This window comes from Burkholderia sp. WAC0059, from assembly GCF_002870125.1.
Taxonomy (GTDB): Bacteria; Pseudomonadota; Gammaproteobacteria; order Burkholderiales; family Burkholderiaceae; genus Paraburkholderia.
The window spans coordinates 84,261-110,356 of the sequence record NZ_PNEO01000019.1 but is presented as its reverse complement, the minus strand read 5'-3'; the positions used below and the strand labels follow the sequence as shown (position 1 = coordinate 110,356).

Annotated in this window: 21 protein-coding genes; 17 read left to right on the top strand and 4 right to left on the bottom strand. The window is 68.8% G+C overall.

What is annotated here, in order from left to right:
• The first annotated feature begins 56 nt into the window (after nucleotides 1–56).
• Nucleotides 57–2,345: a 5-methyltetrahydropteroyltriglutamate--homocysteine S-methyltransferase gene (gene metE, locus CY652_RS18895; RefSeq protein ID WP_102132248.1), complete on the top strand. Its 2,289-nt coding sequence runs from the start codon at nucleotides 57–59 to the stop codon at nucleotides 2,343–2,345.
• 40 nt (nucleotides 2,346–2,385) lie between these two features.
• Here the strand turns inward: metE and CY652_RS18890 are convergent, their stop codons facing one another.
• Nucleotides 2,386–5,232, bottom strand: coding sequence for an EAL domain-containing protein (locus CY652_RS18890; RefSeq protein ID WP_180970663.1), 2,847 nt, complete (start codon nucleotides 5,230–5,232; stop codon nucleotides 2,386–2,388).
• A gap of 486 nt (nucleotides 5,233–5,718) precedes the next feature.
• A complete protein-coding gene (locus CY652_RS18885; protein ID WP_102132246.1) occupies nucleotides 5,719–8,037 on the bottom strand; it encodes an FdhF/YdeP family oxidoreductase in 2,319 nt (772 codons plus the stop codon).
• Nucleotides 8,038–8,203: 166 nt separating this feature from the next.
• Between CY652_RS18885 and CY652_RS18880 the strand changes: the two genes are divergently transcribed.
• From CY652_RS18880 to CY652_RS18840, 9 genes are all read left to right on the top strand, one after another.
• Nucleotides 8,204–9,628 (top strand): aminotransferase-like domain-containing protein, encoded by a 1,425-nt coding sequence (locus CY652_RS18880; RefSeq protein WP_102132245.1) that lies wholly within the window; start codon nucleotides 8,204–8,206, stop codon nucleotides 9,626–9,628.
• Between the two features lie 46 nt (nucleotides 9,629–9,674).
• Nucleotides 9,675–9,950: a helix-turn-helix domain-containing protein gene (locus tag CY652_RS18875; RefSeq protein ID WP_102132244.1), complete on the top strand. Its 276-nt coding sequence runs from the start codon at nucleotides 9,675–9,677 to the stop codon at nucleotides 9,948–9,950.
• A 77-nt stretch (nucleotides 9,951–10,027) separates the two neighbouring features.
• A complete protein-coding gene (locus CY652_RS18870; protein ID WP_102132243.1) occupies nucleotides 10,028–10,951 on the top strand; it encodes a LysR family transcriptional regulator in 924 nt (307 codons plus the stop codon).
• Between the two features lie 117 nt (nucleotides 10,952–11,068).
• Nucleotides 11,069–11,539, top strand: a complete 471-nt coding sequence (locus CY652_RS18865) for a MarR family winged helix-turn-helix transcriptional regulator (RefSeq protein WP_102132242.1) — start codon at nucleotides 11,069–11,071, stop codon at nucleotides 11,537–11,539.
• A gap of 66 nt (nucleotides 11,540–11,605) precedes the next feature.
• Nucleotides 11,606–12,712 carry an HlyD family secretion protein gene (locus CY652_RS18860; RefSeq protein WP_102132241.1) on the top strand — a complete coding sequence of 369 codons (1,107 nt, stop codon included), beginning with the start codon at nucleotides 11,606–11,608 and terminating at the stop codon, nucleotides 12,710–12,712.
• Between the two features lie 16 nt (nucleotides 12,713–12,728).
• Nucleotides 12,729–14,303 (top strand): DHA2 family efflux MFS transporter permease subunit, encoded by a 1,575-nt coding sequence (locus tag CY652_RS18855; protein ID WP_102132240.1) that lies wholly within the window; start codon nucleotides 12,729–12,731, stop codon nucleotides 14,301–14,303.
• Between the two features lie 8 nt (nucleotides 14,304–14,311).
• On the top strand, nucleotides 14,312–15,793 hold the full coding sequence (locus CY652_RS18850; protein WP_102132239.1) for an efflux transporter outer membrane subunit: 1,482 nt from the start codon (nucleotides 14,312–14,314) through the stop codon (nucleotides 15,791–15,793).
• 182 nt (nucleotides 15,794–15,975) lie between these two features.
• The gene (locus CY652_RS18845; protein ID WP_374703676.1) at nucleotides 15,976–17,163 is read left to right on the top strand and encodes a thiolase family protein; all 1,188 of its coding nucleotides are present in this window, start codon (nucleotides 15,976–15,978) and stop codon (nucleotides 17,161–17,163) included.
• 62 nt (nucleotides 17,164–17,225) lie between these two features.
• On the top strand, nucleotides 17,226–17,663 hold the full coding sequence (locus CY652_RS18840; protein WP_102132262.1) for a MarR family winged helix-turn-helix transcriptional regulator: 438 nt from the start codon (nucleotides 17,226–17,228) through the stop codon (nucleotides 17,661–17,663).
• Between the two features lie 26 nt (nucleotides 17,664–17,689).
• On the opposite strand, the gene CY652_RS18835 is transcribed toward CY652_RS18840, so the two are convergent.
• Entirely contained in the window at nucleotides 17,690–18,913 is a 1,224-nt protein-coding gene (locus tag CY652_RS18835) for a YeeE/YedE family protein (protein ID WP_102132238.1), read from the bottom strand.
• A 329-nt stretch (nucleotides 18,914–19,242) separates the two neighbouring features.
• On the opposite strand from CY652_RS18835, the gene ugpB reads away from it, so the two are divergent.
• The 5 genes from ugpB (at nucleotide 19,243) to CY652_RS18810 (ending at nucleotide 23,892) form a co-directional block, all read left to right on the top strand.
• The gene (gene ugpB, locus CY652_RS18830; protein WP_102132237.1) at nucleotides 19,243–20,571 is read left to right on the top strand and encodes a sn-glycerol-3-phosphate ABC transporter substrate-binding protein UgpB; all 1,329 of its coding nucleotides are present in this window, start codon (nucleotides 19,243–19,245) and stop codon (nucleotides 20,569–20,571) included.
• 74 nt (nucleotides 20,572–20,645) lie between these two features.
• Nucleotides 20,646–21,542, top strand: coding sequence for a sn-glycerol-3-phosphate ABC transporter permease UgpA (gene ugpA, locus CY652_RS18825; RefSeq protein ID WP_102132236.1), 897 nt, complete (start codon nucleotides 20,646–20,648; stop codon nucleotides 21,540–21,542).
• The gene (gene ugpE / locus CY652_RS18820) at nucleotides 21,539–22,384 is read left to right on the top strand and encodes a sn-glycerol-3-phosphate ABC transporter permease UgpE (RefSeq protein WP_102132235.1); all 846 of its coding nucleotides are present in this window, start codon (nucleotides 21,539–21,541) and stop codon (nucleotides 22,382–22,384) included. Before ugpA ends, ugpE begins: the two co-directional genes overlap by 4 nt.
• 37 nt (nucleotides 22,385–22,421) lie before the next feature.
• Nucleotides 22,422–23,531, top strand: coding sequence for a sn-glycerol-3-phosphate import ATP-binding protein UgpC (locus CY652_RS18815; RefSeq protein ID WP_102132234.1), 1,110 nt, complete (start codon nucleotides 22,422–22,424; stop codon nucleotides 23,529–23,531).
• An 82-nt stretch (nucleotides 23,532–23,613) separates the two neighbouring features.
• On the top strand, nucleotides 23,614–23,892 hold the full coding sequence (locus tag CY652_RS18810; RefSeq protein WP_102132233.1) for a hypothetical protein: 279 nt from the start codon (nucleotides 23,614–23,616) through the stop codon (nucleotides 23,890–23,892).
• A 3-nt stretch (nucleotides 23,893–23,895) separates the two neighbouring features.
• On the opposite strand, the gene CY652_RS18805 is transcribed toward CY652_RS18810, so the two are convergent.
• Nucleotides 23,896–24,858 carry a helix-turn-helix transcriptional regulator gene (locus CY652_RS18805; RefSeq protein ID WP_146010146.1) on the bottom strand — a complete coding sequence of 321 codons (963 nt, stop codon included), beginning with the start codon at nucleotides 24,856–24,858 and terminating at the stop codon, nucleotides 23,896–23,898.
• 597 nt (nucleotides 24,859–25,455) lie between these two features.
• Here CY652_RS18805 and CY652_RS18800 point away from each other — a divergent pair.
• Both CY652_RS18800 and CY652_RS18795 read left to right on the top strand, forming a co-directional pair.
• A complete protein-coding gene (locus tag CY652_RS18800; protein ID WP_102132231.1) occupies nucleotides 25,456–25,665 on the top strand; it encodes a hypothetical protein in 210 nt (69 codons plus the stop codon).
• A 116-nt stretch (nucleotides 25,666–25,781) separates the two neighbouring features.
• Entirely contained in the window at nucleotides 25,782–26,072 is a 291-nt protein-coding gene (locus CY652_RS18795) for an H-NS histone family protein (RefSeq protein WP_102132230.1), read from the top strand.
• Nucleotides 26,073–26,096: the final 24 nt, after the last annotated feature.

Sequence of the window (26,096 nt, the reverse complement as noted above, 5' to 3'; positions counted from 1 at the left end):
TACCCCGACTTCGACAATGGGCGCCCATTCGAACGACGACGAACGAAGAGGCTTTCATGGCACGCACTCACATTTCCGGTTTTCCGCGCATCGGCCTGCAGCGCGAACTCAAGTTCGCCCAGGAGGCGTTCTGGCGCGGCGAGGCCGACGAAACGCATCTGCGCGACGTCGGCCGCGCATTGCGCGCGCGCCATTGGCAACAGCAGCGCGACGCGGGGCTCGACTTCGTCGCGGTGGGCGACTTCGCCTGGTACGATCCGATGCTCGATCTGAGCGCGCTGCTCGGCGCGCTGCCGCAGCGTTTCGGTTTCGACCCGGGCGCGCTGACGCTCGCCGGGTACTACGAGCTGGCGCGCGGCAACGCCTCCCAGCCGGCAATGGAGCTGACGAAGTGGTTCGACACGAACTACCACTACCTCGTGCCGGAGCTGGGGCCGCACGTCACGTTCGATAGCGGCGTGGACGGGTTCTTCGACCAGGTGGACGAGGCGCTCGCGACCGGCGCGAACGTGAAGCCCGTGCTGATCGGGCCGGTGACCTACCTCTGGCTCTCGAAGAGCCATGTCGCCGGGTTCGACCGTCTTTCGCTGCTCGCGCGGCTTTCCGTGCGCTATGCGCGCGTGCTCGAGGCGCTGAGGCGGCGCGGCATCGAATGGGTTCAGCTCGAGGAGCCGGCGCTGTGCGTCGATCTCGACGACGCCTGGCTCGACGCGTTCGATGCGGCCTACGACGTGCTCGGCCGGTGCGGCGTGAACGTGCTGCTCGGCACGGGCTTCGGGTCGACCGCCGCGCGCGCCGCGCGCGTGGCCGCGCTGCCCGTTCACGGCGTGCACCTCGACCTCGCGCGCGCGCCGGAGCAACTCGACGCGTGGCACGCGGTCTGGCCGGCCAACCGGGTGTTGTCGGCGGGCGCGATCGACGGCCGCAACGTCTGGCGGGCCGATCTGCGCCGGATCGCCGAAACGCTGCGGCCGCTGCACGAGGCGCGCGGCGAGCGGCTCTGGATTAGCGCGTCGTGCTCGCTCGCGCACGTGCCCGTTTCGCTCGACGCGGAAACGAAGCTCGACGGCGAGCTGAAGTCGTGGCTCGCGTTCGCGACCGAGAAGCTCGACGAGATCGGCACGATCGCGCTCGCCCTGCACGACGAGTTCGCGGTCGCCGCGAAACTCGATGCGGCCGGCGTCGCGCTCGAACGCCGGCGCCGCTCGGAGGCGGTCGTCAATGCGCTCGTGCAGCGGCGCGTGGCCGCCGTCGACGATGCGATGGCGCGGCGCGGCAGCGCCTATGCGGAGCGCAGCCGCGTGCAGCAACAGGCGCTGGCGTTGCCGCTGTTGCCGACCACGACGATCGGCTCGTTTCCGCAGACGCGCGCGATTCGCGAGGCGCGCGCCGCGCATCGGCGCGGCGCGCTGAGCGCGCTCGACTATCTGGAGCGCATGCGCGCCGAGACGGAGCGAACCGTGCGCTGCCAGGAAGCGCTGGGGCTCGACGTGCTCGTGCACGGCGAAGCCGAGCGCAACGACATGGTCGAGTTTTTCGGCGAGCAGCTCTGGGGTTGCGCGATCACCGCGAACGGCTGGGTGCAGAGCTACGGCTCGCGCTGCGTGAAGCCGCCCATCATTTACGGCGACGTCTACCGGCCCGAGCCGATGACCGTGGATACGCTGCGTCACGCGCAGTCGCTGACGCAACGGCCCGTCAAGGGCATGCTCACGGGTCCGGTGACGATGCTGCAATGGTCGTTCGCGCGGGACGACCAGCCGCGCGCGGCCACGGCGCTGCAACTGGCGCTCGCCATCCGCGACGAGGTGATCGACCTCGAGAAGGCGGGCATCCGGCTCATCCAGATCGACGAACCGGCGTTCCGCGAAGGACTGCCGCTGCGCCGAGCCGACCGGGACGGCTATTTCGCGTGGGCGACGCGCGCGTTCCGGATCGCGGCCTCGGGCGTGTCGGACGCCACGCAGATCCACACGCACATGTGCTATTCGTTGTTCAACGACATTCTCGACTCGATCGCCGCGCTCGACGCCGACGTCATCACGATCGAGACGTCGCGTTCGGCGATGGCGCTGCTCGACGGCTTCGGCGCGTTCGCCTATCCGAATGCGATCGGGCCGGGCGTGTACGACGTGCACTCGCCGCGCGTGCCGTCGGTCGAGTCGATGCGCGCGCTGCTCGAGCGCGCGTGCGCCGTGATTCCGGCCGGGCGGCTGTGGGTGAACCCCGATTGCGGGCTGAAGACGCGCGACTGGCCGGAAACCGAGGCGGCGCTGCGCAACATGGTGCAGGCGGCGCGCACGTTGCGCGCGGAGTTGAGCGCGACGGCGGTGGTGCCGGCCTGAGCGGTCGCGGTCCGGAGGCGGTCGGGCTCGGCCGCGCGCCTCACGCGAGGCCGAGCGCAGCCGGCGCGAGCGGCGTCGGCATGCCGACGCCGTAGCCCTGGGCGAAGTCCACGCCGATGTCGACGATCGTGCGGATGATCGCTTCGTTCTCGACGAACTCCGCGATGGTTTCCTTGCCGGCCGCGTGGGCGATCTCGTTGATCGCGCGCACGATGGCCTGGTCGAGCGGGCTGTCGACGATGCCGCGGATGAAGCTGCCGTCGATCTTCAGGTAGTCGACGTCGAGGTGTTTCAGGTAATTGAACGACGACATGCCGACGCCGAAATCGTCGAGCGAGAAGCGGCAGCCCTGGGCGCGCAGGCGCTCGATCAGCGCGACGGCGCGCTGGAGGTTGATGATGGCCGCCGTCTCCGTGATCTCGAAGCAGACTTTTTCGAACGGAATGTTCCTGATGCGGCGCTGCTCCTCGATGTAGTCGGCCAGCGACTCGTCGCCGAGCGACGCGCCCGAGAGGTTGATCGACCAGGTGCTGAAGCGGTGCGTGCCGGCGGCGATCATCGAGAACGCGTTGGCGATGACCCAGCGGTCGATCTCGGGCATCAGGTTGTAGCGCTCGGCGGCGGCGATGAACGACGCGGGCTGCACCACTACGCCCGAGGCCGTGCGCATACGCAGCAACAGCTCGACGTGCGCGCCTTCGCCGTCCTCGCCGGCCGGATCGTCGTCCGCGTCGATCCGGCCGGCGAGCGGCACGATCTTTTGCCCGTACAGGCACAGATGGTCGTTCTCGATGGCGGCCTTGATGTCGGCCACCCAGGCCATCTGCGTGTGCGTGGTCGACGTCTCGCGGTCGTCGTGCCGGTAGCGGTGCACGCGGTTGCGGCCTTTTTCCTTCGCCATGTAGCAGGCGACGTCGACGGCCTTCATCACCTCCTTGAGCGAGGCCAGCACGGTCGCGTTGCCGACGAGGCCGATGCTCACGCTCGTCTGCACGATGCGGCCCGCCCACGTGAAGCGGATGCGCGAAATCGCCTCGCGCAGCGTCTCCGCGATCCGTTGCGCCTCCTTTTCCGGGCAATGCGGCAGCACCACGCCGAATTCGTCGCCGCCGAGCCGCGCGATGATGTCGCCGCTGCGCAGCGCGTTGCGCAACGCCATGCAGACCTGGCGGATCAGCTCGTCGCCGGTGGAGTGCCCGCAGGTGTCGTTGACGACCTTGAGCTGGTCGAGGTCGAGGAACATGACCGCGTGGGCCGCCTGGGTCTTCGCGCCTTCCTCGAGCAGCACCGCGAGCTGGCGCTCGAATTCGCGGCGATTGTAGAGGTCAGTCAGTTCGTCGTGGCTCGCCTGCCAGGCGAGTCGCGCCGCGTGCTCGCGCAGCGCGCTCACGTCGTAGAGCACCGCGACCGTGCCGATGGCCTGGCCGTCGGGGTCGTGCATCGTCGATACCGAGCAGTCCACGGCGACGCGCGCGCCGTCCGGGCGCGTCACGTAGAGGTCGGCGACGGGCTCGCCGTCGGCGCGGTTCTGCCGCTCCCAGAGCCGCTCGACGAGCGGCGCCGGGTACTTCGCGCCGGCTTCGTCGCGCAGGTCGCAGATCGCGTCGAACGGCTGGTTCAGGATCTCGCCGGTCGGGCGGCCGAGCATGGTCTCGGCGATCGAGTTGCAGTAGGTCACGCGACCGGCCCGGTCGATGCGGATCACGGCATCGCCGATCGAGGCGAGCGTGACCTCGGCCAGCTCCTTTTCCGTATGGGCGTTGGCCTCGGCGGTCTTCAGCTCGGAAATGTCGAAGAGGCAGCCGACCATGCGCACCGGCACGCCCTGCGCGTCGCGCAGGGCGCGGCCGCGGGCGCGGCACCAGCGGTAGCCGCCCATCAGCGTGCGCAGCCGGAATTCGACGTCGTAGGGCGTGCGTCGCGCGAGGTGGCCGCGCAGCGCGAGGCGCACGCGCGCGAGGTCCTCGGCATGGACGAGCTGGATCAGCGCGTCGGGCGTGTCGAACGGGGCGCCGTCGTCGTTGTCGTAGCCGAGCTGCTCGTAGATCCAGTGCGAGAAATAGCAGGTGTTGCGCTCGACGTCCCAGTCCCAGAGCCCCGCGTTGATGCCCTCGAAGCCGAGCCGCAGTCGTTCCTCGTTGCGGCGCACCTCGGCGGCGAGGCGTTCGCTGCGCGCGAGCGCGCGGCGAATGAAGCGCGTGACGCCGGTGAGCATCAGCAGCGAGGACAGGGCGAGGGCGAGCGTCAGCGCATCGCGGGTCTGATGCGCGATCGTTCCGAGCGAGGCGGAAAAGCCGTTCTCGACGAGCGCGAGCTGGCGGTCGATGTCGCGCACCGTGGCGACGAGGTCGGCCGCTTCGGGGCTGTCGAGGTGGGACTCGCCGGCGAGCGCGTGCAGCCGGGCGCCGATGTCGACGAGCCGCAGGACGTACTGGTCGCCGAGCTCCCAGAAGCCGACGGTCGGGCCCAGCCAGCGCGTATGCCCGAGAAGGCGGTAGGACCAGATCAGGCTGGAGACGTCGTCGGGCGAAATCTCGCCGGCCACGAGGGCGCGGGCCGTGCGGTCGAAGTCCGGCTGCGCGCTATTCATCTCGAGCCGCGCGGCCCGGTCCGAGAGCGGTACGGCGAGGCGCAGCAGGAACGTCTGGTAATCGCGCTCGTCGCCGTCGTGGGCGTAGCGTTCGAGCGCGTGCACGGCGTCCTTTTGCGCTTTCGACCAGCTACTTTCGCCGGCGGCCCAGGCGGGCAGGATCGCCATCGCCGCGATGCTCAGCGAGGCGAGCACCGTCGTCGCGACGGCGACGAGCCAGAGCGGAACGAGCACGACGAGCGTGTCGCGCGCGCGTCGCGCGCCCGGCCGGCGCGAGTCCGCTTTCATCGGTGTCATGGTCTGTCCCCGGCCTCGTTGTCGTGTCGGGCGCCGGGCGTGCGACGCCGCGCGGCCGGCGCACGCGAAAGCGATGCGCGGCCTCGTGCGGCGGGCATGCGGCGCGACGCGCCATTCCTGTCCTGTCATGTCGCGGACCCGGCTGGCGGGCCGCGGCGACGGCGGGCTGCACTCTGCTTTATTGCGGTGATGCGTAGAGGGGCCGCCGGCGGCCACGCGGCCGCGAAAACGCGGCGGGCCGGACTGCGGAGACGGCGCTCCTTACAGGGTATCGGCCGCAGGAGCGGCGAGCTTTATAGAGGATAGGTCGAAATGCGGAGCGGGATGCAGGTCGAATGCAGGCCGGGCGCCGGTCGGACGTGCCTCGCGGACCCGAAAAAAGGCGCGCGGAGTGGAGGCTCCGCGCGCAATAGCGCCAGTGACAAACAACAAACGTTTGCCAATGTAGCGGCGAACCATGCCGATTGCATGGTTCGCCGTGTCGGGTCAGGCCGCTTCGGCCCGGGTTTCGGCCGAAGCGCTGAGCAGCACCGGGATCGACTTCGAGGTGGGGGTGCCGGCGCCGTCGGCCGTCGACGAGAGCGGCACGAGCGGGTTCGTTTCCGGATAGTAGGCGCCGAGGCAGCCGGGTGGGATGTCGTACTCGACGAGCAGGAAGCTGTCGGCGCGCCGCTCGATGCCGTCTTCCCAGACGCTCGTGATGTCCACGCGCTGGCCGACCGAGAAGCCGAGCCGCTCGATGTCCTTACGGTTCGCGAACAGCACGCGGCGCTGGCCGAACACGCCGCGATAGCGGTCGTCGAGCGCGTAGATCGTCGTGTTGTACTGGTCGTGCGAGCGCGTTGTCATCAGCGTCATGAGGCGCTCGCCGTGCTTCGCGCGGGCCCGGTGCAGCGGCGTGTCGAGCGCGACCGCATGGACGACGAACTGCGCCTTGCCGCTCGGCGTCTTCCAGACTCGGTCGCGCGAGGCGACGCCGAGGTGGAAGCCGCCCGGATGCTTGAGCCGCTCGTTGTAGTTCTGAAAGCCGTCGAACACCTTCTCGATCTCGTCGCGGATCAGCGCGTAGTTGCCGGCCAGCCTGAGCCAGTCCACCTTCGCGCTGCCGAGCGTCGCGTGCGCCATGCGGGCGACGATGGCGATTTCCGAGAGCAGGTTCTGCGAGGCCGGCCGGGTCATCCCGTAGGAGATGTGGACCATGCTCATCGAGTCCTCGACGCTCACGCCCTGGGGCACGCCGTTCTGCAGGTCGATTTCGGTGCGGCCGAGCGTCGGCAGGATCAGCGCGTCGCGGCCGTGCACGAGATGGCTGCGGTTGAGCTTGGTCGTGATGTGCACGGTCAGCTCGCATGCGCGCATCGCCTCCCAGGTGCGCGGCGTGTCGGGCGTCGCGATCGCGAAGTTGCCGCCCAGGCCGATGAACACCTTCACGTGGCCGTCGATCATCGACTGGATGGTGTTCACGACGTCGAGGCCGTGCCCGCGCGGCGGCTCGAAGTCGTAGACCTTGCTGAGCCGGTCGAGGAACGCTTTGGTCGGCCGTTCCTCGATGCCGACCGTGCGGTCGCCCTGCACGTTCGAGTGGCCGCGCACGGGGCACAGGCCCGCGCCGAGCCGGCCGATGTTGCCGCGCATCATCATCAGGTTCGAGAGCATCTGGATGATCGCGACCGAGTTCTTGTGCTGCGTGAGGCCCATGCCCCAGGTGCAGATGACGCGCTTGCCCTTCACGTAGATGTCCGCGAGCTTAAGCACGTCTTCCTTCGGCACGCCGGCTTCGGCGACGAGGGTGTCCCAGCTTTCGGCGCGCAGGTCGGCGGCGAACGCCTCGAGGCCGGTCGTGTGCTCCGCGATGAAGTCGACGTCGAGCACGCGTTCGGCGCCCTTCGCCTGCGCTTCGTCGTCGAGTTCGAGCACGCGCTTGGCCACGCCCTTGATGAGCGCGAAGTCGCCGCCGATGGTCGGCCGGATGAACACCGAGCTGATCTGCGTGCTGCCGAGCGTGAGCATTTCCACGGGATGCTGCGGGCTCGCGAAGCGCTCGAGGCCGCGCTCCTTGAGCGGGTTGATCGAGACGATGGTGGCGCCGCGCTTCGCGCACTCGCGCAGCTCGCCGAGCATGCGCGGGTGGTTGGTCGCCGGGTTCTGGCCGAAGATGAGCAGCGTGTCGGCGTGCTCGAAGTCCTCGAGCGTGACCGTGCCCTTGCCGATGCCGACCGTGCCGGGCAGCCCGCGGCTCGTCGCCTCGTGGCACATGTTCGAGCAGTCGGGGAAGTTGTTCGTGCCGTACAGCCGCACGAACAACTGGTACAGATACGCGGCCTCGTTGCTCGCGCGGCCCGACGTGTAGAAGCTGGCGCGGTTCGGGTCGTCGAGCGCCTTGAGGTGCCGCGCGATCAGCGCGAATGCGTCGTCCCATTCGATCGGCACGTAACGGTCGCGCGCGGCGTCGTAGACCATCGGGTCGGTCAGGCGGCCGTGCTGCTCGAGCTCGTAGTCGGACTGTTCCATCAGCTCGGCGACGGTGTACTGCTCGAAGAACGCGGGCGTCACGCGCTTGCTGGTGGCTTCGGCCGCGACGGCCTTCACGCCGTTCTCGCAGAACTCGAAGGTCGAGGCGTGCTCGCGGTCGGGCCAGGCGCAGCCGGGGCAATCGAAGCCGTCGGGCTGATTCTGCTTGAACAGCGTGCGGTAGTTGGTGCCCGCGACCTTTTCCTTGATGAGGTTGATCGCGACGTACTTGAGCGCTCCCCAACCTGCGGCCGGATGCGTGTAGGGTTCGATGCGCGCCTGGGGTTTTTTCATGATGGATGGGGAGCCCGGAATAAGGGCAGTCTGCAGAATTAGCTAAGCTTACTGTGTTCCCGGCTTATTCGAGATCACAGAGAACAACAAAACAGAGGGATACAGTTCGCCTTTTTGTCTTAGACTAAGACACTTGCTCCCCATTTATGCCTCGCGCTGGAGACCCGTGAAACGTTACGAACAACTTGCCGACCAGATCGAGGCCGCCGTCCGGCGCGGCGTGTTCGGTGTCGGCGAGCGCGTGCTGTCGGTGCGCCGGGCAAGCCAGCAATACGACGTGAGCATCAAGACGGTCCTGCACGCCTACGCGCTGCTGGAGAGCCGCGGCGTGATCGAGAGCCGGCCGCAGTCGGGCTACTTCGTGCGCGAGCGCGCGAACGCGGCCGGGGCCGGCGCCGACCATGCGGACGAGACGCAGCAAAAGCCCGCCGTGGCGGCGCCCGTGGACGTGAGCCGGCTCGTACTTTCCACGCTGCGCAACATCGGGGCGCACGACGCGGTGCCGCTCGGCTCGCCCTATCCGGACCCGGCGCTCTTTCCGTGGCGGCGCATCAACCAGTACGCGAACGCCATCGCGAGGCGCCACGCGAGCTGGAACCTGATCGACGACCTGCCGCCCGGCAACCCCGAACTGATCCGCCAGATCGCGCGCCGCTACACCGAGAGCGGCACGCCGGTGGACCCGGAGGAGATCGTCGTCACCGTCGGCGCGACCGAGGCGATCAACCTGAGCCTGCAGGCCGTCGCACGGCCCGGCGATACGGTGGCGGTGGAGTCGCCGACCTACTACGCGATGCTGCACGCCATCGAGCGGCTCGGCATGCGCGCCATCGAGGTGCCGACGCATCCGACCCAGGGCATCGACATCGAGGAGCTGGCGCGCATCATCGCCCGGCAGCGGATCGCCGCCTGCATGGTCATGCCGAACTTCCAGAATCCGCTCGGCTTCCAGATGCCCGACGCGCGCAAGCAGCAGCTCGTCGAGCTGCTCGCGGCGCACGACATCCCGGCGATCGAGAACGACGTCTACCAGGAGCTCTACTACGGCGCCGCGCGGCCCTCCACGCTCAAGCAGTTCGACGCGCGCGGGCTCGTGCTGCACTGCTCGTCGTTCTCCAAGAGCCTGAGCGCGTCCTACCGGATCGGCTGGGCCATGCCGGGGCGCTACCGGATGCAGGTGGAAAAGCTCAAGTTCCTCAACACGCTCACGACGCCCTCGGTGCCCCAGGTCGCGCTCGCCGACTACCTGCGCCACGACGGCTACGACCGCCACCTGCGGCGCGTGCGCCGGTTCTACCGGCAGCAGGCGCGGCTCATGAGCGCGATGGTGCAGCGCTTCTTTCCGGCCGGCACGCGCATCTCGTCGCCGCAGGGCGGCTACGTGCTCTGGGTCGAGCTGCCCGCGCGCATCGACTCCATGCAGCTATACCGGGCGGCGCTCGCGCGGGGCATCACGATCGGCCCAGGCTACATGTTCTCGACGCACAACCACTTCCATCATTTCATCCGGCTCAATTACAGTTACCCGTGGACGGCGCAGACCGAGGCGGCGTTGAGGACGCTCGGCGAGCTGGTGGCGTCGATGGCATGAGCGCGGCCCGCGGCGGGCCGCGCGGCAGGAACCCAGGGAGAAGCAGATGAACGAAGAAGTCGATCCGGTGCTGGTCGCGGTGCTCGCGCAGCTCTGGCGCGCGCAGCAGGAAACGCCGGAGCGCCCGTGGTCGCTCGCGAAGCTTTCGAAGCAGTCCGGCGTGCCGATGAGCGCGCTGCGCCGGCAGCTCACGGCGCTCGTCGACAGCGGGATCGCCGTCGTGACGATCGACGAGGAAGGCCGGGGCACCGCGTGCCTGAGCGAGGAGGGGCGGCGCTTCGGCGCCGAGGTGTTCGGAACCGGAGAGGCGCCGGCTTCGTGATCCGAAAGCGGCGCGCCCGCGTCCGATTCCGCCGTTCATCGGCCGCCCCGACCACCGACATCGCATAAGACGAGGCCATGGATTACATCGACAGTCTGCGGATTTTCCGCTCGGTCGTCGAAGCCCGCAGCTTCACGCGCGCGGCGGACATGCACGGGCTGACCACGCCGGTCGTGTCGCGGGCGATCGCGCGTCTCGAGAAGCGGCTCGGCAGCCGGCTCCTTCACCGCACGACGCGTTCGCTCTCGCTGACGGAGACGGCCGAGCGCTTCTACGAAGGCTGCCGCCGCGTGCTCGACGAACTCGACGCGCTGGAGGCCGACGCGTCGGGCCAGACGCGCGAGGCCGGCGGCGTGCTGCGGCTCGTCGCCCACACCACGGCGACCGTGAGCCGGCTCGTGCCGCTCATTTCGAGCTTCAAGCGTGCGCAGCCGAAGGTCCGCCTCGACGTGACGCTGACCGAGCGGCCCGTCGACCTCGTCGCCGACGGCTACGATCTCGGCATCGTGCTGCCGTTCATGCTCAACAACGACACGACGGTGACGCGGCTCCTCGAACGCATTACGCTCGTGCTCGCCGCCGCGCCCGCGTATCTGCAGGCCTACGGCCGCCCCGTCCATCCCGACGAGCTGGCCGGCCATCTGTTCGTCTCGATGCCGCCGTCGCTGCGCAAGCCGACGCTGACGTTCCGGATCGACGGCGAGGAACGGATCGTGCCGTTCCGGCACGACGTCGTCTCGAACAATCCCGTCTTCAATCGCGAAATGGTGCTGCAGGGCTTCGGCATCGGCATCCTGCCCGCGGTACTCGTGGAAGATGCGCTCGCCTCGGGGCGGCTCGTCGCGGTACTCGACGACTTCGAGATCGTGGACAGCGAGATCGAGATCCGGCTCGCCTATACGACGCGCACGCTGCTGCCGGCGAAGGTGCGTGCGTTCATCGACCACGCGACGGCGTTCTACGGCGAGGCCGGGCAGGGCCTGCCGGCCGTTCAGGCCTGAGGCCGGCCGCCGCATGGGTCGGCTAGGTCGGATAGACCGGATTGTTGTCGCGGCGTCCAGAATCTGATGTGTGCCGCGGCGGTTGATCGGCGTTCGATCTCCCATTAATCTGTGTATATGCACACAAAAGCGACTTCCCGACCCCTTGCCGAGGCGCCCGAGAACGACGACTGCTTCGCCGTTCGCCAGGCTGCCCGGCATTTGTCGCAGCTTTACGAACGCCATCTCGTGGCCGCGGGCCTGACGCCGACGCAGTTCAGCATTCTCGGCGCGCTCGGCCGGGCCGAGAGTCTGACCATGGCCGAGCTGGCGCGTGCCATGGTGATGGAGCGCACCACGCTGATTCGCGCGCTGCGGCCGCTACTGCGCGCCGGTCTCGTCGCCGACGTGTCGATTCCGGGCCGGCGCGCCGGTCCGCGTCGTTTGCAGCTAGAGCTGACGGGCGCTGGCCGCGCGCGGTTCGCAGGCGCGCTCGTCTGCTGGCGGGCCGCTCAGGACGAGTTCGAGCGCCGCTTCGGCCCGCGTCGCGCGGCCTGGCTGCGCCGCGAGCTGTTCCGCGTCACGCGCGCCGTCGTTTCCAATCCGTAGCATCTGGACACGTCCGTTTCAGAGACTTTCCTGCACCGTTAAAAGTGCATATACACAGGTGAAATCATGTCGAGTCCTTCCACTCCCGCCGGCGGCCCGCCGCAACCCGCCGTCACGGGCATGCAGGCGAGGCGCGCGTCCTGGATGGGGCTGGCGCTCGGGATCGTCGCGGTCGTGCTGATCGCGGCGGCCGGCTACTGGTACTTCGTGCTGCGCTTCGTTCAAGCGACCGACGATGCTTACGTGGGCGGCAACGTCACGGTCATGGCGCCGCGCGTGAGCGGCTTCGTGACCCAGATCCCGGTGCGCGACAACCAGTTCGTGCGGGCGGGCCAGGTGCTGATCCGCCTCGATTCGCGCGACTACGACGCGAGGCTCGCACAGGCCGGCGCCGAGGTAGACGGCGCACGCGCCGCCCTCGCGCAGCTACAGGCGCGGCTCGCGTTGCAGGCGGCCGTCATCGCGCAGCAGCAGGCCGGGGAACGCGCGGCTGCCGCGGAACTGACGCGCAGCCGGCTGGACCAGCAGCGCTACCGCCAGCTCGTGAAGGACGAGGCCGTGTCGGACCAGCTCGTCGAGCAGGCCGACGCCAGCTACGCGAAGGCCGAGGCTGCCGTACAAGGCAGCGCGGCCTCGGTGACGGCCGCGCAGCGCGACCTTCAGGTGCTCGGTGCGCAGATTGCCGACGCGAAGGCGCGCGTGGCCACGGCCGAGGCCGCGCGGCGGCTGGCCGAGTTGAACGTCGAATACACAACGCTCCGCTCGCCCGTGGACGGCTACGTCGGCAACCGGACCGCCCGGGTCGGGATGCTCGCGGACGCGGGCGTACCGCTCCTGACCGTGGTGCCGGCCTCGGACCTCTGGGTCGACGCCAATTTCAAGGAAGACCAGCTAAAGCGGATGCACGCGGGCGAGCGCGCCGACGTGACGCTCGATGCGGCGAACGGGACGCTGCACGGCTACGTCGAAAGCCTTGCGCCTGCGACGGGCGCGACCTTCAGCGTGCTGCCGCCCGAGAACGCCACCGGCAACTTCACGAAGATCGTGCAGCGCGTGCCGGTGCGCATCCGGCTCGATGTGCCGCCCAACCGGCAGGGCGTGCTGCGCCCCGGCCTCTCGGCGACGGTCGAGGTGCATCTGGACGACGCCGCGCCGCGCGCGGCGGCGCACTGAGCGCGGGGCGCACGACATGACCGCCGCCCGACCGCTCGACCCCGCCGCGCAGCCGCTGCCGCAGCGCGTGTTCGCGTTTTCGCTGATGTGCCTGGGTTTTTTCATGGCGACGCTCGACATCCAGATCGTCGCCTCGTCGCTGCGCGACATCGGCGGCGGCCTGTCGGCGAGTCAGGACGAGCTCTCGTGGGTGCAGACGGCTTATCTGATCGCCGAGATTCTCGTCATCCCGACGTCGGGTTGGCTCTCGAAGGTGTTCTCGACGCGCTGGCTGTTCGCCGCCTCGGCAGTTGGCTTCACGCTGACGAGTATGCTCTGCGGCCTCGCTTGGGACATCGACTCGATGATCGTCTTTCGCGCGTTGCAGGGCGCGCTCGGCGCGGTGATGATCCCGACCGTGTTCACGACCGCCTTCATGCTGTTTCCGGGCCGGCAGCGCGTGATTGCGGCGACCACCATCGGCGCGCTCGCCTCGCTCGCGCCGACCGTCGGACCCGTGGTCGGCGGCTGGATTACCGACCAGTGGTCGTGGCACTGGCTGTTCTACCTGAACGTGGTGCCCGGCATCGCCGTGGCGCTGCTCGTGCCGAAGTACGTGCACGTCGACGATCCCGACCTCGCGCTGTTGCGCCGCGGCGACTACCTCGGCATCGCGCTGATGAGCGGCTTTCTCGGCTGCCTCGAATACGTGCTCGAGGAGGGGCCGCGAAAGAACTGGTTCGGCGACGACGCGATCCTGACCTGCACGTGGATCTCGGCTATCTGCGGCTTTCTCTTCGTCGTGCACGCGTTGACCGCGCGCGACCCCATCGTCGATCTGCGCGCCCTGCGGGTGCGCAACTTCGGCATCGGCAGCCTGCTCTCGTTCGTGACCGGCATCGGCATTTTCGTGTCGGTGTTCCTGACGCCGCTTTTCCTCGCCGAGGTGCGCGGCTTCAGTTCGCTGCAGATCGGGCTCGCGCTGCTGTCGGTCGGCGTGTTCCAGTTGATCGCGCTCGTCACGTACGCGTTCGCGACGCGCTTCGTCGACCTGCGCCTCCTGATGCTGTTCGGGCTCGTCTGTTTCGGGCTCGGCTGCTACCTGTACGTGCCGCTCACGCACGAGTGGGGCTGGCAGCAACTGCTGCTGCCCCAGGCGCTGCGCGGCATCGGCCAGCAGTTCGCGGTGCCGCCCATCGTCACGATGTCGCTCGGCTCGCTGCCGCCCGCGCGGCTCAAGTCGGCGAGCGGCCTCTTCAACCTGATGCGCAACCTCGGCGGCGCCATCGGCATCGCGGTCAGCTCGACCATGCTCAACGACCGGCTCAACTTCCATTACCTGCGGCTCAACGAAAGCATTACGACGGGGCAGCCCCAGGTCGAGGCGCTGCTCGCGGGGCAGACCCGCTACTGGCGCGACACGGCCGGCGACGTGCTCAACGTCGGCGAGGCCGGCCTCGCGCAACTGCATGCGCTCGTGTTGCGCGAGGCGCTCGTCATGACGTTCTCCGATACCTTTTTCGTGCTCTCGCTGTGCTTCGTCGTTGGCGTCGCGAGCGCGCTTTTCTCCCGGCCCGTCGCGACGAGCGCGCCGCCGCCGGACGCGCATTGAGATCGACCATGAACCCGAACCTCCTTCATTCGTCCGATGCCGCGGCTTGGCGCCTGCGAACGGCGAGGCGCCTCGCCGTCGCGTTCGCGGCCAGCGTCGCGCTCGCCGCCTGCGGACTCCAGCCGGCCCGGCACGCCGATTTGCACGAGACGGTCGCCTCGACGGCGCCCGCCGCCTGGCGCATCGAGGCGCCGCAAGACGCCGTCGACGCGCAGGCATGGTGGGCCCGCTTCGGCGACCCGACGCTCGACGCGCTGCTCGCCACCGTGCTCGCGGGCAACCTCGACCTCCGGATGGCGACCGAGCGCGTGAAGCAGGCCGAGTTTCTCGCGCGCGAGAAGCGTGCCGTGCTGCTGCCCGAACTCGACTTCGACACCACGGCGGCCGACACGCGCGAAAACGCGCCGCCGCCGCTCGGCTACGTGCGCGAGGCCGGGGCGGGCGCTTCGCTGAACTGGACGCCCGACGTGTTCGGCGGCGCGCGGCTCGACCTGCTCGCGGCCCAGGCGGGCCTTGTCGGCGAGCGGTACGCGCTCGACGAGGCGCGGCTCGCGCTCGCGGCGAACACGGCGTCGGCCTACGTCGATCTGCGCTGGTTCCAGGCCGAGCGGAAAATCCTGGGCGACAACGTGGGCATCCGCGAACGCGCGCTGCAACTGACGCAACAGCGCCTGAAATACGGCCTTTCCACGAAACTCGACGTGGCGCGCGCGCAGACGCAGCTCGACGAGTTGCAGGCGCGGATTCCGCCGACCGAGGCGGGGATCGAGCGTCAACTGAACCTGATCGCGGTCTACACGGGGCGCACGCCCGAGTCGCCGATGCTCGCGCAACTGACCGCGCCCGCGCCGATTCCGGCCGCGCCGGGCGCGGTGCCGCGCATGCTGCCCTCGGCGGCGCTGCTGCGCCGGCCCGACGTGCTGGCGGCCTACGCGACGGTGCAGCAGCGCGCGGCGCAGGTCGGCCTCGCGCGCGCGGAGCGCTATCCAAAGTTCTCGCTGAACCTGAGCGACGGCGTGCTGGCCTCGTCGTATCTCGGGCTGCCGACGCTGACCGACAACCTGTTCAGCGCCGCGCTCAACGCGACGAGCCCGATCTTCAGCGCGGGCCGCATCACGGCGGACATCGACGCGAGCGAGAGCCGGCTGAGCGAATCGCAGCTTGGCCTCGGGCAGACGCTGCTCGAAGCGCTGAAGGACGTCGAGGACAACCGCAGCAGCCTCGTCAGCGCGGACGGCGAGACGCGGCGGCTCGCCGACGCGCTCGCCGCGTCGGGGCAGGCGCTCACGCTGGCGAACCAGCTCTACAAGGGCGGCGCGACCGATTTCCTCGACGTGCTGAGCGCGCAGCAGACCTATCTTCAGGATGCGGACCTGCTCAACGACGCGCAGCGCGCGCACGCGCTGGCAGCCGTGGCGCTCTACCGGTCGCTCGGCGGCGGATGGAGCGAGACGGGCGACGTGGTCGCGGCCGCGCCGCCGCGCGGTTGACGGCCGGCGGGAGCGGCGGCAAACCGCCTTGCGGGAGAAACGGTTTGTCTCTGTGCATATGCATGCCTAGAATGACCGTAACGGCTTCGGCGCGCGTTTCGTCCATCGCGCCGGAGCCGCTTCATCCATGGCCGGCAGGGCTTGCCCGCGGCGAAAATGACGGACTCTATCGGGAGAGCGCGATGATGAGCGAGCGCGAAGTCGTGTTGTGTCATCCGGTGCGAACGGCCATCGGCGGTTTCAACGGCGCGCTGCGCGAGGCGAGCGCGGTCGATCTCGGCGCGGCGGCAGTGCGCGGTACGCTGGCGCGCGCGAAGCTCGACCCGGCGCTGCTCGGCGCCGTGGTCATGGGCAACGTGATTCAGGCAGGCAATCGCATGAATCCGGCGCGTCAGGCCGCGGTGCACGGCGGCGTGCCGGTCGAGGTGCCGGCGTTCACCGTGAACCGCGTCTGCGGTTCGGGCGTGCAGGCCATCGCGAGCGCGGCGCAGGAAGTGCTGCTGGGCTTAAGCGACGTGGCGCTCGCGGGCGGCATGGAGAACATGGACCGTGCGCCCTATCTGCTCGACGGCGGGCGCTGGGGATACCGGATGGGGTCCGCGCAGATTCACGACAGCATGTTGCGCGACGGTCTCGTCGACGCGTTCTCGGACGAACACTCGGGCTGGCACACCGAAGACCTCGTGACCGGGGCGCATCTTACCCGCGCCGATCAGGATCGCTGGGCCGAGCGTTCGCAGCAGCGCTTCGCGGCGGCCCAGGCGGCCGGCCGTTTTCGTGAGGAGATCGTCGCCGTCGAGGTGGCGGGCCGGCGCGGCGCCGTGCGCTTCGAGGTCGACGAGTCGCCGAGGCCAGACACGACGGTCGACGTGCTGGCGAAGCTGCGCCCGGCGTTCCGTCCCGACGGCACGATCACGGCGGGCAACGCGCCGGGCCTGAACAGCGGCGCGTCGGCCATGCTCGTGGCCGAACGCGGCTTTGCCGAGGCGCGCGGCATCGAGCCGATGCTGCGGCTCGCGGGCTACGGCGTGGCGGCCGTGGAGCCGGGCATGTTCGGCCTCGGCCCGGTGCCGGCCGTGCGTCTCGCGTTGCGGCGCGCCGGCTGGTCGCTCGCCGACGTGGAGCGCGTCGAGATCAACGAGGCTTTCGCGGCCGTGCCGCTCGCGGTGATGCAGGCGCTGGGGTTGCCGGCGGACATCGTCAACGTCGAGGGCGGGGCCATCGCGCACGGGCATCCGATCGGCGCGACGGGCGCGATTCTGACCACGCGGCTTGCGTGGTCGATGCAGCGCGACGGCATCCGGCGGGGCGTGGTGACGCTGTGCATCGGCGGCGGCCAGGGTATCGCGCTCGCGCTCGAGAAAGTATGATGGGCGCCGGGGGGCGCCTGGGCGCCGCGAGGAAAACGTTCCATCACCACGGGTTGGCGGACATGACGAAACGGGTAATGCGCGAAGACTGCAACTGCTTTGCCTTGCGGCAGGCGTCGCGTTTCGTCACCCAGCTCTACGAGGGCTACCTTTCGCAGGCGGACCTGACGGCCGCGCAGTTCGCGATCCTTTCCCGCCTGAGCCGCACGCCGGGCGTCACGGTGCTCGAGCTGGCAGACGACCTCGTGATGGACCGCACGACTGTCGTGCGCGCGCTCAAGCCGTTGCAGCGCGATGCGCTCGTGCTGGCGTCGGCGGCGCCGCACGATGCGCGCGCGTTGACGTTCCGTCTCTCGGCGAGCGGCCGGCGGCGCTTCGAGAAAGCCTACGCGTTGTGGGTCGACGCCCAGCAGGCGTTCGAGCAATACCTGCAGCGCGATCACGCGAAGGCGCTGCGCTCCACGCTTTTCGCGCTGACGAAGGCGGGCACCGCGCAGTAACGCCGGCGCCGCCCGGGCGGCTTGCGTCAGCAGCCGCTTTGCCCGGTTCGCTCCACTTCCAGTCCGAACGCGGGCCGCAGCTTCGTGCCGACGACGTTGCCGAAGAACGCGGCGACGAGCCAGAGCCAGCCGTGCAGGCTGCCCGAAACGATGCCGCTGAAGTACGCGCCGATGTTGCAGCCGTAGGCGAGGCGCGCGCCATAGCCGAGCAGCAGCCCGCCGACCACGGCGGCCACGAACGAGCGCAGCGGCATCCGCCAGACCGGCGCGAAGCGGCCGGCCAGTGCGGCGGCGGCCATCGCGCCGAGCACGATGCCCACGTCCATGACCGTCGTGACGTCGTGGCTCGCCGGCGCGGCGAGGGCGGCGGCGTTCGCGCCGCTGGCCCAGTAGGGCCAGCCGCCGACATTGATGCCGAGCGCCGCGAACCCCTTTGCGCCCCAGAGCGCGAACGCCGCCGTGATGCCCCAGGGGCGGCCCGAGAGCGCGAGCGTCGCGAAGTTGAGCAGCGCGAGCGCCACCGCGCCGACCATGAGCGGCCACGGGCCGTGCAGCCAGGGCGAGGCATGCGGCGCGCGCGGCGCGGTGCCGACGAGCCGGCCGTGGCGGCGCCGCTCGATGACCACCGTCAGCGCGGCAATCGCGGCGAACACCACGAGATTGAGCGCGATGGCCGGGCCCACGCCGAGCGTCTTGACGAGCGAGATCGGCTTGAGCGAGGGCAGCGCCGTCCAGAACGGCATGTGCGCCGTGCCGATCACCGAGCCGACGACGAACGCGAGCAGCGTGACGATCATCCGCGTGCTGCCGCCGCCCACCGTGTAGAGCGTGCCGGACGCGCAGCCGCCGCCCAACTGCATGCCGATGCCGAACATGAACGCGCCGACGAGGACCGAGGTGCCCGCGGGTGCGACGAGGCCCGTCACCGGCTGGCCGAACAGCGTGCCGGCGCCGAGCGCGGGGAAGAACAGCACGACGCCGACGGCCAGCATGACCATCTGCGCGCGCAGGCCGGTGCCGCGCCCGTCCGCGATGAAGACGCGCCAGGCGGACGTGAAGCCGAACGCGGCGTGATAGAGCGACAGGCCGAGCAGCGCGCCGACGACGTAGAGCGCCGCCTGGCGGCCGCTGACGGTTTCGGCGAGCCAGACTGCGCCGAGCGCGATCAGGACGAGGGAGAAACCGAGCGGTTTCGGATTGATGTCGAAGCGTCGCGGGGCGCGTCGCAGCGGGGCGGAGATATCGGACATGACAGTGAGCGAAGAACGAAAAACCGGTGCGCGCGGCGCCTCCGGCTGCCCGCCGGAGCGGGACGGATCAACGGAACGAAACCCGAAAGCCTAGCACGAAAGCCGTTTTCGGCTGGCCGGCTTTCGTGGGGCGTGGGTTCGCGGGCGATCGACGGGGGCGGCGCGGTGCGACGCGCCGGTCGTCCGGCCGTCGCGGTCGGGTGGCGCGCAGTCTGTTTCACTTTCATGACATATACGTCCCCTATAGTGCGCCCTCAAATCGCGTGACCGGGCGGCGCCCTGCCGGACGAACGGGCACTGAGGCCTGACCCCCATCCTGTGGACACCTCATGTTGAAACTGACGCGGATTCTCAAGGCCGGCGTGGCCGTCCTGCTGACGCTGGGCGCGGCCCAGACGGCGCAGGCCGTCACCGAAATCCAGTTCTGGCACGCGATGGAGGCGCAGCTCGGCGTGCACCTCGACGAGATCGTCGACGACTTCAACGCGTCGCAGAAGGACTACCGGATCGTCCCGGTCTACAAGGGCAGCTACGACCAGACGCTCGCGGCCGGCATCGCGGCCTGGCGCAGCGGCGACGCGCCGGCCATCCTGCAGGTCTACGAGGTCGGCACCGCCACGATGATCGGCGCGAAAAAGGCCGTCGTGCCGGTCTGGAAGGTGTTCCAGGACGCGGGCATCCCGCTCGACCGCAACGCCTTCGTGCCCGCCGTCGCGAGCTACTACAGCGAATCGAGGACGGGGCGGCTCGTCTCGATGCCGTTCAACAGCTCGACGCCGATCCTCTATTACAACAAGGACGCGTTCCGCAAGGCGGGGCTCGACCCGAACCAGCCTCCGCGCACGTGGGACGAGGTCGCCGCCGACGCGGCGAAGCTCAGGGCGAGCGGCATGGCGTGCGGCTTCACGACCGGCTGGCAGGGCTGGATTCAGCTCGAAAACTACAGCGCCTGGCATGCGGCGCCGTTCGCGTCGGAGAACAACGGCTTCGACGGCACCGACGCCGTGCTCGAATTCAACCGGCCGCTGCAGGTCCGCCACATCCAGTTCCTGGCCGACATGGCGAAGCAGGGCACGTTCACCTACGTGGGCCGCGAGGACGAGGCGAACGCGAAGTTCTACAGCGGCGATTGCGGCATCTCCATGAACTCGTCGGGCGCGCTCGCCACGATCCGCCAGGCGGCGAAGTTCGACTTCGGCACGGGCATGATGCCCTACGACCCCTCCGTGCCCGGCGCGCCGCAGAACGCGATCATCGGCGGGGCGAGCCTGTGGGTGCTCGCGGGCCAGAACCCGGACGTCTACAAGGGCGTGGCGGAGTTCTTCGCGTATCTGGCGAGCCCGGCCGTCGCGGCCAGATGGCACGAGGAGACCGGCTATCTGCCGGTGACGAAGGCCGCCTACGCGCTCGCGCGCCAGCAGGGCTACTACGGCACGCATCCGGGCGCCGACACGGCGACCCGCCAGATGCTCAACAAGCCGCCGCTGCCGTTCACCCAGGGGCTGCGTCTCGGCTACATGCCGCAGATCCGCACCATCGTGGACGAAGAGCTCGAAGAGGTGTGGGCCGGCCGCAAGACGCCGCAGGCCGCGCTCGATTCGGCCGTCGCGCGCGGCAACGTGCTGCTGCGCCGCTTCGAGCAGCAGCAGAAAGAGTAGACGGCCCGGCCCGGCGCAATCCGCCGGCGAGGCGGCCCGCCTTTTTCACGTTCACGGTTAAGCGCAGGTTCGCCATGTCCGACCGTTCCCGCCGCAGTCCGCGTTTTGCCGCGAGCCCGCTGCCCTACCTGCTGCTTGCGCCGCAACTGGTCGTCACGCTGGTCTTCTTCGTCTGGCCGGCCGGCGACGCGCTCTGGCAGTCCATGCAGATGCAGGACGCGTTCGGCACCTCGACCGTGTTCGTCGGCTTCGCCAATTTCTCGCAGCTATTCGGCGATCCGCTCTATCTGGCCTCGTTCGGCACGACGCTCCTGTTCTCGTCGCTTGTGACCGTCATCGGCCTCGTCGCGGCGCTGGCCCTGGCCGCGGCGGCCCATCACGTCGCGCGCGGTGTGCGTATCTACCAGACGCTGCTGATCTGGCCGTACGCCGTCGCGCCGTCCATCGCGGCCGTGCTCTGGGGCTTCCTGTTCAACCCCGGCGTCGGCCTGATCACGTATGCGCTCGGCCGCTTCGGCGTGGTCTGGAATCACGCGCTGAATCCGGGGCAGGCGATGACGCTCGTCGTGCTCGCCTCGGTCTGGAAGCAGGTGAGCTACAACTTCCTGTTCTTCTACGCGGGCCTGCAGGCCATTCCGCGCTCGCTCGTCGAGGCGGCGGCGATCGACGGCGCCGGGCCCGTGCGGCGCTTCTTCGACATCGCGTGGCCGCTCATTTCGCCGACCAGTTTCTTTCTACTGGTCGTGAACCTGCTCTACGCGCTCTTCGACACGTTCCCCGTCATCGACGCCGCGACGCGCGGCGGGCCGGGGCAGGCGACGCGCACGCTCGTCTACCGGATCTTCGACGAGGGCTTTCGCGGCTTCGACCTCGGCAGCTCGGGCGCGCAGTCGGTCGTGCTGATGCTGATCGTGATCGGCCTCTCTATCGTCCAGTTCCGCTTCATCGACCGGCGGGTGCAATACGCATGATCGAACATCGCAAATGGCTCGACGCAGCCTGCCACGCGACGCTCGTGGTTGGCGTCGCGCTGACCGTGTTTCCGGTCTACGTCGCGTTCTGCGCGGCGACGCTGGGCACGCGCGAGGTCTTCGCCGTGCCGATGCCGCTCGTGCCGGGCACGCATCTGCTCGCCAACCTCGCGACCGTCCTGCACACGGGCGTGAACGGCAGCGGCGAGCCGTTCGCGCGCATGCTGCTCAACAGCCTCGTCATGGCGCTCGTCATCGCGGCGGGCAAGATCGCCGTGTCGATTTTTTCGGCCTACGCGATCGTCTTCTTCCGCTTTCCGCTGCGCCAGCTCTCGTTCTGGCTGATCTTCGCGACGCTGATGCTGCCCGTCGAGGTGCGCATTTTCCCGACGGTTTCGGTCGTCGCGTCGATGCATCTGACGAATACCTACGCGGGCCTCACGCTGCCGCTGATCGCTTCCGCGACGGCGACGTTCCTGTTTCGCCAGTTCTTCCTGACGCTGCCGCAGGAGCTGGTCGAGGCCGCGCGCATCGACGGTGCGGGCGCGCTGCGCTTCTTCTTCGACGTGGTGTTGCCGCTGTCGAGGACGAACCTCGCGGCGCTCTTCGTCATTACCTTCATCTACGGCTGGAACCAGTATCTGTGGCCGATCCTCGCGACGAGCGCCCCGCAGATGACGACGGCCGTGGTCGGCATCCGCAGCATGATCGCCGACGGCGACGCGGCCACGCCGTGGCAGCTCGTCATGGGCGCGACGCTGCTCGCCATGCTGCCGCCGCTCGCGGTGATCCTCGCGATGCAGCGCTGGTTCGTCCGGGGGCTCATCGACGCGGAAAAATGAGCGCGCGGCGCGCGCTATTCAAGGAACGGGACAGACTGTGGCGACACTCACCATCAGCGGACTCAGCAAGACCTACGACGGCAGGCAGCCCGTGCTGCGCGACATCGATCTTTCCGTGAACGACGGCGAGTTCGTCGTGCTCGTGGGACCGTCGGGCTGCGGCAAGTCGACGCTGCTGCGACTCGTGGCCGGCCTCGAAGCCGTCACGACGGGCGAGATCGCCATCGGCTCGCGCGTCGTCAACGCGCTCGAGCCGAAGGCGCGCGACGTGGCGATGGTGTTCCAGAACTACGCGCTCTATCCGCACATGAGCGTCGAGCAGAACATCGCCTACGGGCTGAAGATTCGCGGCGTGCCGGCCGCGGCGATCCGCGAGCGCGTGCAGGCGGTGGCGGCGATGCTGGAGCTCGGGCCGCTGCTCGCGCGCCGGCCGCGCGAGCTTTCGGGCGGGCAGCGGCAACGCGTCGCGATGGGGCGGGCGATGGTGCGCGAGCCCGCGCTCTTCCTGTTCGACGAGCCGCTCTCGAATCTCGACGCGAAGCTGCGCGCCCAGATGCGCGTCGAGCTGCGCCGGCTGCACGCGCGGCTTCGCACGACGAGCCTCTACGTGACGCACGACCAGATCGAGGCGATGACGCTCGCGCAACGCGTCGTCGTGCTCAACGAGGGGCGCATCGAGCAGGTCGGTTCGCCGGCCGGGATCTACGAGCGGCCGGCGAGCACGTTCGTCGCGAGCTTCATGGGCGCACCCGCGATGAACCTGCTGCGCGGGCGCGTTTCGGCGGGCGGCCATGCGTTCGAGATCGAGGACGGGCCGCGCGTCCCGCTCGAGGGCGTGCGCGAGTTGGGTACGACGCTGGCGCCGCAGCGCGAATACGTGCTCGGCGTGAGGCCCGAGCACGCCAGCGCGCGGGACGGCGGATTCGGCGCGGCCGGCGCGCACGTGCCGCTCACGGTCGACTTCTGCGAGATGCTCGGCGCCGACAATCTCGCCTACGGGAGCTGGGGCCGGCAGAGCGTTGCGGTGCGTCTGCCGCACGATCAGCGGCCGGAAACCGGGACCGTGCTCGAGCTGTCGATACCCGTTTCGCGCCTGCATTTCTTCGACGCCGCCAGCGGGCGCCGGGTCGAGACGGCCGCACCGTGAGGGGCGGGACGACCCGCGCAAGCGCCGTCGGGCGTGGCACAATCGCAGCGTCGAAGAACAACAATGCCCAACGGGGTATGCCATGACTCGTATTCGTTCGTTGTCGATCCGCTTTCGCCGCGCCGCGCTCAAGGTCGGGGCGTGCGCGATGCTCGCCGCGCTGGCGGCATGCGGCGGCAGCCCGCCGCTGTTCCTTTCGGACGGCCGTCAGACCACCCAGGTGCAATGCCCGGCCGGCGGGGACGGCGACTCTTGCGCGCAGCAGGCGCAGGCGCGTTGCGGCGCCGACGGGTACGACACCATCGGCCAGTCGGTCCAGAACACGACGCGCACGCTCGTGTTCGCCTGCCGCGCACATTGATCTTCATCCCTCTTCCGGGTCGTCCCGATCCGGCCGGTCCGGCACGCGCTTGCCCGGCAGATGCAGCAGCAGGCGCAGCAGCTCGGGTTGTCGATGGGTCGACGTCTTCTGGAAGATCGACTGAAGCTGCTTGCGCACCGTGTCGTGCTGCACGCCGACCCGCGCGGCGATTTCCTTTTGCGTGAGGCCCTCGACGAGCAGATGCGCGATCCGGCATTCGGCCGGCGTCAGGTCGAAGGCGGTGGCGAGCAGGCGCTCGTCCACGGGCGGCGCCGAGCGCGGGTGGTAGAGGACCAGCATCGCGATGGCGCGCAGGCCGCGCGCGCTCGCGCCGTCGGCCGGCGCCATGAGGTTGTAGAACGCGTAGAGCACGTCCTCCGGCGCCGTCGCGCCGTTGCCGGCGGGCTCGACGATGCGCATGACGCGAAAGCGCGTGGCCTCGTCGAGCGCGCCGGCCTCGCCGCCGCGCAGCCGGATTTCGCTCTGGCCGATGTCGTCGATGAAGCGTTCGTGATGCGGCCCAGCCAGTGCGACAAAACGTCCGTCGAGGTGCACGAGCGTCGTGGCGCCGAGCAGTCGCCGCGCGGCCTCGTTGCTGCGCAGCACTTCGCCGTTCGTCGTGACGAGCATGACCGGCTGGCGCCAGCGGTTCATGAAGGCATGGCTGACCAGCGTATCGGTGGAGAACACGTAGCGCGAGACCTGTAGTTGCGCGGCGCGGGCGAGGTGCGGCGTGAGCCGCTCGAGGAGCGCGAGCGCGTCGGCATCGAACGGCCCCTGCTCGGCGCGGCGCAGGCAGGCGAAGATGACCGTGACCGCGTCGTTGCCGATCAGCTTGCACGCCGAAACATAACGGCGGCCCAGCGGAATCGCGTATTCCTGAAAAAACCGATTTTCACGGACGAATGCCTCGTCGAAATATTCTCCGCAGTGGAACCACTTCGATACCGGATACGCCCAAAACAACGCCAGCCGCGGATCGTCGCGATGGCGCCGGTGAATATATTCGTGCTCGCTTTCCGGCGAAATGTTGAATCCGTCGCTGAAAGAGAAAATTTCGTGCTGCCGGTCGAAAGCCAGTATGTGAATGGCCGACGCATCAATTAGTCCCGCGAGTTCGGCATAAAAGGTCCGCCACTCGTGTCCATCGGTGAGGGTGTCGTAAATAAGGTGTAACAGACGGTCATATTGGGCCTCGTTCGTTTTCACTCCATCCCCATGGCTTGGAGCCTGCCCGCACGGGCAGGCGGCGCCCGCGTTCCACAAATGAGGAATATACAGGCCGGTTATTGGCCGCTAACCTTGCTCCGGTTTACCCGCCATTACGCCAGCGCTACCGACATATCGTCGTGTTTCAGTGCGGCGGCCAACCGATGACCTGCCTCGCGGACTTTATTGTCGGCCGGCAGGCATGCCAGTCATTTGCAAAAGAATACCGCCGTTTGGCTACAGACTGGTATAGCGGCTAATCAGTAGAATTTTTTAGCCGACGGGTGAGCAAAAACGCATCGAGGATTGCCATTAATGCGCCTCGAGCATCAGTCGGCAATACCGGGGGCGCGAATGAATCACCGTCAGCTCGAAAAGGATATTGAGCATCTGGAACACGTCATTACACGTATTTCGGGAGAGGACCGGATCCCGCTCGCTTACTGGCGCAGTCGTGTGGACTCCGTGCTGACGGCGGAACTCGTGCCGTCGCAGGCGCAGCGCGTGAAGCGGCTCAACGAGGCGCTGCAGGCGCTCGAGGCGCGCACGAAACGGATCGAATAGCCGGCTCGAATCGGGCAGCGCGTGGCGTTGTGTTGTTGTGTGTCGTTATAAGGCACTTTTTCGCACGGGGGAGGTCGGATTATGATTACGCACCGACTGGATGGAGATCCCCACGCATGGCAAGCTACAAGCAACTGACCGCTCAATTGGAAAAGCTGCACAAGGAAGTCGCTGCGGCGCGCGACAAGGAAGTGGCCGAGGCCATTGCCGAAATCAGGGCAAAAATTGCCGAGTACGACATTACGGCGGAAGAGCTGGGCTTTACCAGCCGCCGTAACGGGGTTGCCCGCAAGCGTCCGCTACCGCCGAAATACCAGAACCCGAAGACCGGCGAAACCTGGAGCGGGCGCGGTCGCGCGCCGGCGTGGCTCGCGGGCAAGAACCGCGAGCGTTTCCTGATCAAGTAACGGGCGCCGTTTTCCGGACGGCCC